This is a genomic window from Candidatus Defluviilinea proxima (assembly GCA_016721115.1).
In the GTDB taxonomy this organism is placed as follows: domain Bacteria; phylum Chloroflexota; class Anaerolineae; order Anaerolineales; family Villigracilaceae; genus Defluviilinea; species Defluviilinea proxima.
In genome coordinates this window covers 59,775-72,500 of record JADKIW010000001.1, presented here as the reverse complement: position 1 = coordinate 72,500, position 12,726 = coordinate 59,775, and the positions used below count along the sequence as shown (strand labels likewise).

Below are 12,726 nucleotides of genomic sequence, written 5' to 3'. Positions count from 1 at the left end.
CCTTCTAGCGTTCGGGTAACCAAAGCGCTGGGAGGTCGCAGTGAAATGGCTCTGGCGACTGTTTAACAAAAACATAGGTCTCTGCTAAGCCGTAAGGCGATGTATAGGGGCTGACGCGTGCCCAGTGCCGGAAGGTTAAAGGGAGAGGTTAGCGCAAGCGAAGCTTTGAACTGAAGCCCCGGTGAACGGCGGCCGTAACTATAACGGTCCTAAGGTAGCGAAATTCCTTGTCGGGTAAGTTCCGACCCGCACGAACCGCGTAACGATCAGAGCACTGTCTCAACGAGGGACCCGGTGAAGTTGAAATGGCTGTGAAGATGCGGCCTACCCGCAGCAGGACAAAAAGACCCCGTGGAGCTTTACTGTAACTTGGCATTGTGTTTGGGTATGATCTGTGTAGTATAGGTGGGAGGCTTTGAAGCTGGGGCGTTAGCCTCGGTGGAGCCGCCAGTGAAATACCACCCTGATTATATTTAGACCCTAACCCCACACCGTCATCCGGGTGGGGGACCGTGCCAGGTGGGCAGTTTGACTGGGGCGGTCGCCTCCTAAAAGGTAACGGAGGCGCCCAAAGGTTCCCTCAGGGTGAATGGAAACCACCCAAAGAGTGTAAAGGCATAAGGGAGCTTGACTGCAAGACCAACGCGTCGAGCAGATACGAAAGTAGGGCTTAGTGATCCCACGGTACCGAGTGGAAGGGCCGTGGCTTACCGGATAAAAGCTACCCCGGGGATAACAGGCTGGTGAGATCCAAGAGTTCACATCGACGATCTCGCTCGGCACCTCGATGTCGGCTCATCGCATCCTGGGGCTGGACAAGGTCCCAAGGGTCGGGCTGTTCGCCCGTTAAAGCGGTACGCGAGCTGGGTTCAGACCGTCGTGAGACAGGTCGGTCTCTATCCGCTGTGGGCGTAAGGGATTTGAGAGGAGCTGCTCCTAGTACGAGAGGACCGGAGTGGACTGACCTCTGGTGTGCCAGTTGTTCCGCCAGGAGCATTGCTGGGTAGCTACGTCGGGCAGAGATAACCGCTGAAAGCATCTAAGTGGGAAACTCGCCTCAAGATTAGATCCCTGTATTCTGGTTAACAGAGTAAGACCGCAGGTAGACCACCTGCTATATAGGCGACAAGTGTAAGCGCAGTAATGTGTTCAGCTAAGTCGTACTAATGGTCGAGGGCTGAATCCCGTGATGTGGAGAACTTATTACTCTTCGCGATAGATATGTCAGTTTTTATTCAGCATTAACTTGTGAATAAGTCTCTTGGTGATTGGAGCGGCGGGGTCACACCCGGTAACATCCCGAACCCGGCAGTTAAGTCCGTCAGCGCCGATGGTACTTGGAGGGCGACCTCCTGGGAGAGTAGGTCATTGCCAAGAGGCTTTTTCTTTTAATATTGCATGCGCAGACTTTTCGTCTGCGCATGAATCGTGTATAATTCAAAATGTAGTTCGGTTGAGGGACAACTTGTTTCGTCCCATTCCTGCAAAATAGAGGAGTGTGAAGCGTACGTTTTGATCCATTGATCACTTTGTCGTTTCTTCTTGCTTGAGTTGTGTCCTCGGCCGAGTATGTATACATCGGCCGATTTTTTTTGTCGGCTACTTCCATGCGGAAAGGAGGTGACTTGTTTTGGCATCTGTAAATTTACGTAATGGCGAATCCCAGGATTCCCTTCTCAAACGCTTTCGCAAAAAGGTCGTTAAAAGTGGTGTCCTAAGCACTGTTCGCCGCAAACGCTGGTTCGTTTCCAAGAGCGAACAGCGCCGCATGGAAAAGAAGAAAGCGATCCGTCGCATCAAACGGCGTACATTCACCCGCGATGGCGAGTGAATCGAGTAGAAAGAGGTAATATGGCAAAAGAAGAAGATAAAATTCGTGCAGAAGGTGTAGTTGTCGAGGCTTTGCCTGGTACACAATTCCGCGTAAAGTTGGATAATGGCCATGAAGTTTTGGCTTATCTTTCAGGAAAAATGCGCAAGCATTATATTCGCATCCTTCTGGGTGATCGCGTGGCAATGGAAATGTCCCCCTACGACCTGACCCGTGCCCGTATTACCTTCCGCCAACGCAAGACCTCTCCTGTTCCCGCCGAAGAATAAATACAGTATTATTTTTGAAACAAAAAGGCTCCCGAGATATACTCGGGAGCCTTTATTATTATTATGATCTTTCTTATGGAAGGTCTCTGAACGATCCCAATACCTTCATATAATTTGCCCGTTCGAAAGCAGCAGGTTCCTTTACGGACTTCTGACTCATGCTTCCCTGCATCTGTTGAATGGACACATACTCTTTTTCCTTCATCCACGCTTCCAGATCGCCTAAGATCTGACCGACGGCCTGATCGCCATTATGGAGCAGATTCGAAGCTGTCATTGCGACCTTGGCACCTGCCATCATAGCTTTCAACACATCCTTGTGGGAATGTACGCCACTGGTCAGGGCAAAATCTACATCGACTTTTCCGTGCAGGATCGAGATCCAGCGTAGGGGTAACCGCAATTCTGCAGAAGTGCTCAGATCCAGGCTGTGGACGATCTCAAGCTCATCGAGATCAAAGTCGGGTTGGTAGAAGCGATTGAACAACACCAAGCCGTCAGCACCTGCACCTACAAGACGCCTTACGAAGTTAGGAATGGATGTCACAAACGGGCTGATCTTCACAGCCAACGGGATTTTGACAGCAGACTTGACCTCTGCCACCAATTCCACCTGCATGTCTTCGATATCAGATGATGTCAAATCCATGTCGGTGGGGATGAAGTACAGGTTAAGCTCCAGAGCGTCGGCACCTGCTTCTTCGATTTTTTTCGCGTACTTTGTCCAGCCACCTTTTGAGACACCGTTCAAACTACCGATGATGGGCACGGACAAGGCTTTCTTCAGCCCAGCTACTTGATTCAAGTATTTTTCAGGGCTAATTCCATACATACCACCGTCTGGCAGGTAGGATAGTGCTTCAGCAAATGATTCACTTCCGCGATTCAAGTAATGGTCGAGTTCCAGGCTTTCGTGGATGATTTGTTCCTCGAAGAGGGAATACATTACGATTGCCGCAATGCCTGCATCCTCAAGCCTTTTTGCCGTATCCAGCTTCTTTGATAGGGGAGAGGCTGAGGCGACGAGAGGGTTCTTTAAGTTCAGACCAAGATAAGTTGTAGAAAGATCGGTCATGGTATTCTCCAAAAAATGAGTAAGGTTAAGGAGGGGCGAGAGGGAACTCCCGCCCCTTTTGTTTCCTACTCCTTTTTATCTCCGTTGTAGTGCATTGCCGCCATCTGTTGGTATAGGGTCCAGCGGGATTTGGCATCTTGTTGTGCCTCGATCATTAATTCCTCTGCACGGGCTTCGTCCATTTGCGTGAGCATCTTGTAACGGGTCTCGTTATAGGCATACTGTGAGATCGGAATGGTCGGTTCTTTCGACTCGATCACGAGCGGATTTTGTCCCTGGTGTGCGAGGCGCGGATCGTAGCGGTACATGGGCCAGTGACCCGATTGAACCGCAAGTTTTGTTTGCTCAAGGCTTTTTGCCATGTCGTAGCCGTGCGCGATACAGGGGCTGTACGCGATAACGATGGACGGACCATCATAGGACTCGGCTTCAAGCAGAGCGCGCAGGGTCTGTTGGTCGTTGGCGCCCATCGCAACACGTGCCACATATACATATCCATAGGACATGGCAATGAGGCCGAGATCTTTCTTCGGCAACCCCTTACCGCCCATGGCGAACTTTGCGACAGCGGCGCGCGGTGTAGACTTGCTGGCCTGACCGCCTGTGTTCGAATACACTTCGGTATCGAGAACGAGGATATTGACGTTGCGTCCGCTTGCCATCACATGATCGAGACCGCCGTAGCCGATATCATACGCCCAGCCGTCACCACCGATGATCCACACGGATTTTTTGACGAGATTATCAGCCAGACTTACGAGGTCTTTCGCGCGGGTGTCGCTGGATTTGCCAAGTTTGTTCTTGAGCTCGGCGATGCGTTCACGTTGTGCTTCGATACCTGCTTCATCTGTCTGGTTGGCATTCAGAATGGCTTCGGCCAAGTCCTTGCCAAGTTCCTTCTCGAATGCGCCCAGTAATTCACGGGCATATTCGGTTTGCTTGTCGATTGTCAACCGCATACCGAGACCGAACTCTGCATTGTCTTCAAACAAGGAGTTCGACCACGCGGGACCACGGCCTTTTGCATCCACAGCCCATGGGGTGGTGGGGAGGTTGCCGCCGTAAATGGAGGAACAACCTGTCGCGTTCGCAATGACCGCACGGTCACCGAACAACTGCGAGACCAGTTTGACATATGGCGTCTCACCACAACCTGCACAGGCGCCGCTGAACTCAAACAATGGGCGTAGCAACTGTGAGTTCTTAATCGTGGATGGATTGACCAATTTGCGATCCAAGTCAGGAATTTCCATGAAGAAATCCCAGTTCTTGGCTTCTTGTTCGCGCAGAGGCGGTTGTGGAGCCATATTGATGGCCTTGCGTCCGACCTGCGCCTTGTCCTTCACTGGGCAGACTTCTACGCACAAAGTACAACCTGTGCAGTCTTCCGGCGCAACCTGCACCGTGTAAGCGTAACCAGGTGAAAATTCCTTGAACTTCGAGGCGGTGTGCTTGAATGTTTCAGGGGCACCCGCAACCAACTTTTCGTCATACACCTTGTGGCGGATGACTGCATGCGGACAAACCATCACGCACTTACCGCATTGAATACAGAGCTTCTCGTCCCACACAGGGATTTCCAAAGCGATATTGCGCTTTTCCCACTGCGTGGTGCCAGTTGGGAAGGTTCCATCGATCGGGAACGCGGATACGGGGATATTATCGCCGTTCGCGCCGATGATCTCACCAAGCACATTGCGGACGAATTCAGGCGCCTCAGCCGGGACTGGGAGGCGGCGCGTCGTCTTTGACGTTACCTTCGCTGGGACCTTGACCTCATAAAGATTGGCAATGGTCGCATCTACAGCTTCAAAGTTCTTCTTCACTACGGCTTCGCCGCGCTTGCCATAGGTCTTCTCGATGGAGTGTTTGATCTCGGCGATGGCCGCTTCACGAGGAAGGATGCCGCTGATGGCAAAGAAGGCTGTCTGCATGATGGTGTTCATGCGTCCGCCCATACCCGTCTTTTCAGCGACTTCGTAGCCGTTGATAACGTAGAATTTCAGCTTCTTCTCAATGATGTCCTTCTGTACTTCGGAGGGGAGTTGATCCCACACTTCATCGGGACCATACAGGCTGTTGAGAAGGAAGGTGGCACCTGTTTTGGCATACTTGAGCATATTCACGCGCTCAAGGAATGAGAATTGATGACAGGCGACGAAACTTGCCTGATTCAACTCGATCAAATACGGCGCACGGATGGGTTTTGGACCAAAACGCAGGTGCGACATGGTGACCGTACCCGATTTCTTCGAGTCGTAATAGAAGTAGCCTTGCGCGTAGTTGTCGGTCTCTTCACCGATGATCTTGATGGAGTTCTTGTTGGCACCCACGGTACCGTCTGCGCCGAGGCCGAAGAACACACAACTGATTGTGCCTTCGGTTTCGACCTTGAAGTTCGGATCTACTTCAAGGCTGGTGTGTGACACATCATCATTGATACCAACGGTGAAATGGACCTTGGGTTCAGGCTTGCTCATTTCATCGAACACGGCTTTGACCATGTTGGGGGTGAATTCCTTTGAGGAAAGCCCGTAACGTCCACCAATGGTCTTGATGCCCGTGCGATTTGCTTCAACAAGTGCGTTCACCACATCCAAATAAAGAGGTTCACCGGATGAGCCGGGTTCTTTGGTGCGGTCGAGCACGGCGATGGATTTTACAGTGTTGGGAAGCACTTTAACGAAGTGTTCCAGCGAGAATGGGCGGTAAAGTCTTACACATACCACACCCACTTTTTCGCCTTTTGCCGTCAAATAGTTGACAGTATCTTCAACGGTTTCAGCGCCTGAGCCAAGGATAACGATCACACGCTCTGCATCTGGACTGCCGTAATAGTCGAACAGGTTGTAGTGTCTTCCAACAACCTTGGCAAACTTGTCCATGGCTTCCTGTACGATGCCGGGGGTGGCGGTGTAATAGTTATTTGCCGCTTCACGCATCTGGAAGTAGACATCCGGGTTCTGAGCGGTGCCGCGCAGGACGGGGTTGTTCGGGGTGAGACCACGGGCCCGGTGTTCACGGATCAGGTCATCATCCACGAGAGATCGGAGTTCTTCATCCGAAATTTGGAAGATCTTGTTCACTTCGTGCGAGGTGCGAAACCCGTCAAAGAAATGCAGGAATGGGACACGGGCTTTGAGCGTTGCCATCTGTGCGATAGCGGCAAAATCATGCGCTTCCTGCACCGATCCGCTGGAGAGCAATGCCCAACCCGTCTGGCGGACTGCCATCACATCTTGATGATCTCCGTAAATGGAGAGAGCATGCGCCGCAATGGCACGTGCCGCAACATGGAAGACCGTGCTGGTGAGCTCACCTGCGATCTTGTACATGTTCGGGATCATTAAGAGTAAGCCCTGTGACGCGGTAAACGTGGTTGTGAGTGCGCCAGTTTGAAGCGCACCGTGAACTGCACCTGCGGCTCCACCTTCGGACTGCATCTCAACGACGAGCGGGGTGGTACCCCATAGGTTTTTCTTGCCTTTGGCTGACCATTCATCGGCAAATTCACCCATATTGGAAGAGGGCGTGATCGGGTAAATCGCGATCACTTCACTCAACCGATGGGCAACCGATGCTGTGGCTTCATTGCCGTCTGTCATAATTACAGATTTTTTCATACGTACTCCTTTAGGAAACAGGCACGAGGCCTGTGAATTTCTTTATCTGTACAAGTTTATCCCCTTTACCCCGTGGGGGTTAGTTATGAATGACTTAAATACCCATGCTTGTTGTCATATTTCGGATAGGAATGGTGGAAAATAAAAACAGGAGCTTTATTGGCTCCTGTTTTGCGTATTTTCGATCATTTTGCAGATGGGATCTCTTCAAGCCCCTTGAAAACCTGTAGACCCTTGTTCCTGGCCACTTCCACCATCAGATCTGCTCCTTGCGATGCGCCACCCACCCGTAAGACTGCATCGCATTTGCTAAGAAGTCGTTCTGCAATCGGATGAAATATTTCATTGAAAGCTTCATCTCCAACTTTTGTTGACCCAGCCAAATGGACGAGAGGAAGCGCGAGCCATTCTCCTAGCACGGGAATGTGTCCTAAACGAAAGATGGGAAGTGCATACGCCTCCATCTCATGGACGTTTGCTTCCATTTTCTTTGGGTCGTCACCTGTCCCTGAGCGATAAGGACCGGCAATGAGGATCATCATTGGGTTAGCCAAGATATTTCTCCAGATAAGGTTTTGCCAGTAACAAAGCCGCCAAAGACTTGGCATCTGGCATATCTCCACGTCCTGCCATCTCAAAAGCTTCTTTTATCGATATCTTTTCAACGGAAAGAAACTCATCTTCATCCGCTTCCAACGGATTGTGCTTCAAGTCAGTTGCAAGAAATACTCCCATAAGCTCTGTGGAGTATCCAGGCGCAAGGTAGAACTTGCCAAGGTCTTCAAGCTTACCTGCCTCCATGCCGGTCTCTTCCCGGATCTCGCGTGCGGCACATTCTTCATAGGGTTCATCAAGACTGTCGCGTGTACCTGCGGGTAGTTCAAGCAAGTCTATGCCTGCTGCATGTCGATACTGACGTACGAATAACAGATTCCCATCGGCATCTACAGGTATGATCACAACAGACCCACCATGTTCAATAATATCAAGCTTTGTTTCTTTTCCATCCGGGGTTTTGAGAAGATCGCGACGGATCCTGAATGCACGTCCTTGTAGGAGCGGTTCTGATTTGATTAATTCAAATGGCATATTGGGTTCCTTCTATAAAAAAGCTTTCGATGATTATAAAACAAAAAGCCCGGGCATTGCCCGGGCTTTTATATTACGGTGTCTCGATAATTATGGGATCTGTAAGCTTTGGCCTGCGGTCAAAGATGCATCCACAGAAATATTATTGGCCTGTGCAATAGCTGATGGCTCAATATCGCCGAATTTGCACGCCACTCCGTAAACGGTCTCATCGCTGGATGCGACAGTGTATGTGGTGGGGTGTGAGGCGAGCGCACGACTGCCGGGGAACGAGCCGCTTTGTGGGATGGTTAGAACAGTCCCTGCAGAGAGACTATCTGCGCTGGCACTGCTTAACCCACTGAGAGAAAGCAATGCATCGGGGTCAACATTGAAACGACGTGCGATACAGTAAGGGAATTCACCGTTCTTCAACACATACGTGCCGGGTTTTGCACCTGATGAAACAGGCGCAGATGTAGAAGTCGGCACCACCACAACTGCCTGTGTGGCAGTGAATGTGGGGTTGAGAGCGATTGCTGGCGTGGCAGTTGTGGTAGGTGCGCCTGCCACAGGAGTGCCCACTGTAGCGCTAGGCACAACCGCACCCGGCGTACTGGCGAGAGCGGTTTGCGTTGTAAATTTTTCCACGTCACTCATGCTATCCGGTTGCTGAGCAATTGGGGTAGTGAAAAAGCTGTTGGGATCCAATGGTGTGTTGGTGACAGCAGGTTGTGTGGAGTACGGCTGTTCACAGGAAGATAACAGAACCGCAACCAAAAGCAATGTTGAGACAATAACCTTGCCTCGATTCGTACGTGACATAGATTTCTCCTCAGTATCGAACAAAAGTTTTAGGGATGGTAGCACATCCGAGTTAGCGCGTCAAGTTATGTAGTGGGATATTGGAGGGATGTTATTTCGTGCATTGGAATTCGTGCAATGCACCTGAAACGTTTGTTTTCGCCTCGTCTCCCTCTGGACCTTCAGCTTGCACCCGCTCCCAAACCTTGCACACCCCGACGCGTACTTGTGCATTATCCTTGATCGCGCGTGTTGAAAGTTTTTTTGCCGCATCAAAGTTGCCCTTCATTGCATTTGCTTCGATAAACGGCAGTTGGTCGAAGGGGTCGTCTGTCTCAAATCCGTTTTGTTTTGCTTCCTTTTCCAGCGATAGGATCTGATCCCAGTCTTTGAATTGACGAGCAAGCTCTGCTTTTGTATAGTAATAACACCAGCTTATATCTGGCTTCGCGAGGAATTCGGCAGGTTCCAGTTCATCTCCATGAATAAGCGATGTATCGGAAAGAGGGACGACCTTGGTGATTTCTCCAAGCACATTGTTATAGGTTTCCTGATCGCCCAATTGAGGATCGAGCACACGCAGACATCCATTCTCTGGCATGTAGAACACAACCGCTTGTGACGTGTTGCCATAGTAAGTTTCAGTGCGGAGTTTGAATTCCACCTTTGTATTTGGTTCGAGTGAAGGGAGCGTACCGCCGAGCCGATTCTTGGGATACAAGAGTAAATAATGTAGGTTGCCTCTTTTATAGTCTGGTTCGTAGATCCAGTTGATGGGGCCCATCAAGGAAATATCGCTTTCGTAGTCAACGGCGATCTCGTTGGAGAGAAGCAGGGTGTTCGGCTCGAGGGACGGCATCCGCCATTTCATCTGCCAGAAGATCTCCTGTTGCCGCTCCCAATCACGGCGGAAGATGTTCCCATTGAAGAACTGTTGCCCCACACCTAGTGAGATCAACAACACAAAGGTATACACTTTCAAACGCGGATTTTTGACCAGCCATTCGACAAGCCCAAGAATGAATAGACTCCCTCCGAGCATCATCGAAATGGCAAACCGGTCAAAACTGGACTGTAACCGGAATGGCAACCCTGCCGCTAGTGAAGGGACGCGCCCCAGTATAAGGCCGATCAGACCGATCAAAATAAATTGAAGATAGGTTGTTCTTGTAATAGGCTGGGAATCGGAAAACTTTTTGATAATGAGGAATAGAATGATAAAGCTCAAGCCGATTAGCGCGACAGTTAAAATAGAGGATGGGGAGGTGATGGCCTTAGATACCAATACAAGCACCTGTGCCCACGCGTATAATCCTGCCTTCCAAACTGCTTCGCCGAAAACCAGAAAAAAATTGGTATGAGATTTGTTGATGATCTCAACATCGTAAGCGTTGTACCCTCTACTGTAATACCAAGCCAGCCACACACCGTTCAAAAGCCAGATACCCAGATAGGGGAGCCATGTCCGCAAGGCTTTGAGGAAGCTTCTCTTTAAATCCGTGATCTCCTCTGAAAGGATCACCCATATAAAAAGAAAGCGCAGGGGTTCCATGCCGAGAGTGTATTCAGTTGCGAATAGACCTTCAAACATCAAGAGAAGGGCATAGACCGTATACGCTTTTGATTTGTGTGGATTACGAATGGCTCTGAAAGTCAGGCCCATCGAAAGTAGATACAGGATGAATGCAATCCACTCCTGATTGATGTGTGTGTATGCCACCCAGTGCTGGCTGTATGCGGGAAAGACCAAAAACAACAACGATGCAATCAGGGTTTGAAACTTGAAGCGTGGCCAAACATTTTTTAGGGCGAACCAGGCTGAAAGTCCGGCAATGACGCGTATGACGAGGGCGAAGATTTGCCAATAGATGGGAACCGGCGGGACGAGACTCGTCGTCACAAAAAAGATCGGTATCAGAAACGGACGAATGCCAATGAATGCCGGTAAAAATTCAGCGGGACCTAAAAATCTTGCGAGCCAAGAGAAAGGCCAGTCATCCCAATAGAAGCCGGTGAACGGGACGAGAAGTCCATAAGCAAGGATAGTGATGATGACAAAAAGAAGTGGGATATGTTTTTCAGTAAGACGGAATGATGGCATGCGTCAATTATAGTATGTTCGTCTTTAGCAAAGCGCTTTTATATTTTGGATTGGCGTAGATGGGACCAGATCACAGCCTGGCCAGATTGCGTCTACGCCCGCCTCTTTCGCACCGACAACTGCCTCAGCGATACGGGCCTCGTCTCCCTGCCAAAGTATTTCAACAGGGTCGATATTCCCGAACAGCAATGTATCTTTCAAAACCTCACGCGCAGACTGGATATCCGTCGTATGATCCACTGAGAATGCATTCGCGCCTGTTTGTGACAGAAGATGTAAAGCCTTGTCCATCCTCCCACACACTGACAATACACTTGGCTTGGGCAATTGCTCGATCAGGCTCTTTTCAGCAGGGAACACGAAACGCTCATATACGGATGGCCCCACAAATCCAGCCGACCCTCCCATATCGTGGATGGTGATAAAGTCCGCGCCTGCATCGTGATACGCTTTACCGATCTTCGCAAGGAACGAAGAGAGATGCAAAAGTGCATCGAGAACAACCTGCGGTTCCTTTTTCATTTCAACGACCATGTTCGTCACATTGCAAAGATATAGTAACAATGTATACGGCCCGGGGATCAACCCTGAAATAACAATACCCTTTCCAATATCTTCTTTCACTAACCGCATTGCTTCGCAAATAATTTTGATTCGCCCCAACTTAGAAATCTCAGCATTCTCAGGGAATTCTGCGATTAAACTTTTACACGAGTCGAATATCACCCTCTTGACCTGCGGAAACTGATCTCTCCCATCTTCATAAAAGTTCAAATCTGACCCCAACGCCTCAGCAGGTGCACACAGATCCAACGGAAGTGTCGCAGATGACATTCCAGTCAACTTAAATGTACTTGCCGCCGCATGCGCCATCTTCTCTGCATCATGATGGACTTCATGCAAAGACAATCCCTCACGTTTCAATCCTTCGGTCGTGATGTGGATCAATCCACTGAAGGTAGGAATAGCGCCTGTTTTTTGGCCAGCTAATAAAGAAAGGATTTGTTCACGCATATTAAACGTGTAGGGGCGGGTCTTAGACTTAGACCCGCCCCTACAAAATTATTTTACAGCCTTTACGATGGCCGCGATATGCTCCGGCGTGTTTCCGCAACAACCACCCACGACCTTTGCGCCCAAAGCGACATACTTCTTTGCGTAATTTCCCATGTCTTCGGGTGTCATATCGTATACACCTTGCTCGGTCTCAATATCCATGTGTGGGACGCCCGCATTTGGCTTGATCCACAGCGGGAAGTTAGGAACAGCCTCCACATATTCCTTGACCACGGCTTCCATGTTCTCCAGCGTTGTCCCACAGTTTGCACCAATAAGTGTAGCGCCCAACTCGCTGTACTTCTTGATAACGTCTTTGGGTTTGATGCCCATCATCGTGCGCGTGCCTCGGTCGTAGCTGAACGAAACCACGATGGGGAGGTCTGTGGCGGAACGGGCACCGGCAAATGCGGCGTTCGTCTCTTCGAATGCGAACATTGTTTCGATGAGCAGGAAGTCCACGCCACCATCGGCAAGGGCTTTCGCCTGCTCTGCAAACGTCGCTTGGACCTCTGCCTCGTCGAGCGTGCCGTAGGGTTTGAGCAAAGCACCGACCGGGCCCATCGAACCAGCGACCAGCACATCGGTCCGTTTTGAGGCGGCTTTACGGGCAAGCTCTGCCGCGCGGATGTTCACTTCCGGGGCACGGTCCTGATATTGCGAGTCTTTCATCCGCATACGAGTTCCGCCGAAGGTGCAGGTTAGGATGATGTCCGAGCCTGCCTCCACAAACGACGACTCAAGCTTCAAGAGAATATCAGGGTCGTCGATGATGAGGTCTTCGGGCGGCTTGCCCGGCTTGAGCCCCATCCTTTGCAAATTCGATCCCGTTGCGCCATCGGCAACCAGGATCTCGCCGCTATTCAATCGTTCAAGAAATTTGTTCATTGTTTCCTCCG

General features: G+C 50.3%; 10 protein-coding genes and 2 rRNA genes (1 of these 12 cut by a window edge). 4 read left to right on the top strand and 8 right to left on the bottom strand.

Annotation, left to right across the window (positions count from 1 at the left end; translation table 11 throughout):
• The 4 genes from IPP66_00360 to infA all read left to right on the top strand — a co-directional run.
• Positions 1 to 1,186: ribosomal RNA gene (locus tag IPP66_00360) — 23S ribosomal RNA — on the top strand; it begins 1,780 nt to the left of the window's first position.
• Between the two features lie 74 nt (positions 1,187 to 1,260).
• Positions 1,261 to 1,377: ribosomal RNA gene (gene rrf, locus IPP66_00355) — 5S ribosomal RNA — on the top strand.
• Between the two features lie 253 nt (positions 1,378 to 1,630).
• Complete coding sequence (gene rpsU / locus IPP66_00350; GenBank protein MBK9923720.1) at positions 1,631 to 1,831, top strand: 30S ribosomal protein S21; 201 nt, start codon at positions 1,631 to 1,633, stop codon at positions 1,829 to 1,831.
• 20 nt (positions 1,832 to 1,851) lie between these two features.
• Entirely contained in the window at positions 1,852 to 2,100 is a 249-nt protein-coding gene (infA, locus tag IPP66_00345) for a translation initiation factor IF-1 (GenBank protein MBK9923719.1), read from the top strand.
• Positions 2,101 to 2,173: 73 nt separating this feature from the next.
• On the opposite strand, the gene IPP66_00340 is transcribed toward infA, so the two are convergent.
• From IPP66_00340 to IPP66_00305, 8 genes are all read right to left on the bottom strand, one after another.
• Positions 2,174 to 3,175 (bottom strand): dihydroorotate dehydrogenase-like protein, encoded by a 1,002-nt coding sequence (locus IPP66_00340; GenBank protein ID MBK9923718.1) that lies wholly within the window; start codon positions 3,173 to 3,175, stop codon positions 2,174 to 2,176.
• A gap of 65 nt (positions 3,176 to 3,240) precedes the next feature.
• Positions 3,241 to 6,798, bottom strand: a complete 3,558-nt coding sequence (gene nifJ / locus IPP66_00335) for a pyruvate:ferredoxin (flavodoxin) oxidoreductase (protein ID MBK9923717.1) — start codon at positions 6,796 to 6,798, stop codon at positions 3,241 to 3,243.
• Positions 6,799 to 6,983: 185 nt separating this feature from the next.
• Entirely contained in the window at positions 6,984 to 7,340 is a 357-nt protein-coding gene (locus tag IPP66_00330; protein MBK9923716.1) for a DUF4406 domain-containing protein, read from the bottom strand.
• Positions 7,341 to 7,344: 4 nt separating this feature from the next.
• Positions 7,345 to 7,887, bottom strand: coding sequence for an NUDIX hydrolase (locus tag IPP66_00325; GenBank protein MBK9923715.1), 543 nt, complete (start codon positions 7,885 to 7,887; stop codon positions 7,345 to 7,347).
• 90 nt (positions 7,888 to 7,977) lie between these two features.
• Entirely contained in the window at positions 7,978 to 8,691 is a 714-nt protein-coding gene (locus IPP66_00320) for a LysM peptidoglycan-binding domain-containing protein (GenBank protein ID MBK9923714.1), read from the bottom strand.
• A gap of 91 nt (positions 8,692 to 8,782) precedes the next feature.
• Positions 8,783 to 10,771, bottom strand: coding sequence for a hypothetical protein (locus IPP66_00315; GenBank protein ID MBK9923713.1), 1,989 nt, complete (start codon positions 10,769 to 10,771; stop codon positions 8,783 to 8,785).
• A gap of 24 nt (positions 10,772 to 10,795) precedes the next feature.
• Complete coding sequence (locus IPP66_00310; protein MBK9923712.1) at positions 10,796 to 11,785, bottom strand: hypothetical protein; 990 nt, start codon at positions 11,783 to 11,785, stop codon at positions 10,796 to 10,798.
• Between the two features lie 48 nt (positions 11,786 to 11,833).
• Complete coding sequence (locus tag IPP66_00305; GenBank protein ID MBK9923711.1) at positions 11,834 to 12,715, bottom strand: homocysteine S-methyltransferase family protein; 882 nt, start codon at positions 12,713 to 12,715, stop codon at positions 11,834 to 11,836.
• Positions 12,716 to 12,726: the final 11 nt, after the last annotated feature.

Coding starts and splice junctions, on each gene's coding strand:
- infA (MBK9923719.1), top strand. CDS start 1,852: ATGGCAAAAGAAGAAGATAAAATTCGTGCAGAAGGTGTAGTTGTCGAG.
- IPP66_00340 (MBK9923718.1), bottom strand. CDS start 3,175: ATGACCGATCTTTCTACAACTTATCTTGGTCTGAACTTAAAGAACCCT.
- nifJ (MBK9923717.1), bottom strand. CDS start 6,798: ATGAAAAAATCTGTAATTATGACAGACGGCAATGAAGCCACAGCATCG.
- IPP66_00330 (MBK9923716.1), bottom strand. CDS start 7,340: ATGATGATCCTCATTGCCGGTCCTTATCGCTCAGGGACAGGTGACGAC.
- IPP66_00325 (MBK9923715.1), bottom strand. CDS start 7,887: ATGCCATTTGAATTAATCAAATCAGAACCGCTCCTACAAGGACGTGCA.
- IPP66_00320 (MBK9923714.1), bottom strand. CDS start 8,691: ATGTCACGTACGAATCGAGGCAAGGTTATTGTCTCAACATTGCTTTTG.
- IPP66_00315 (MBK9923713.1), bottom strand. CDS start 10,771: ATGCCATCATTCCGTCTTACTGAAAAACATATCCCACTTCTTTTTGTC.
- IPP66_00310 (MBK9923712.1), bottom strand. CDS start 11,785: ATGCGTGAACAAATCCTTTCTTTATTAGCTGGCCAAAAAACAGGCGCT.
- IPP66_00305 (MBK9923711.1), bottom strand. CDS start 12,715: ATGAACAAATTTCTTGAACGATTGAATAGCGGCGAGATCCTGGTTGCC.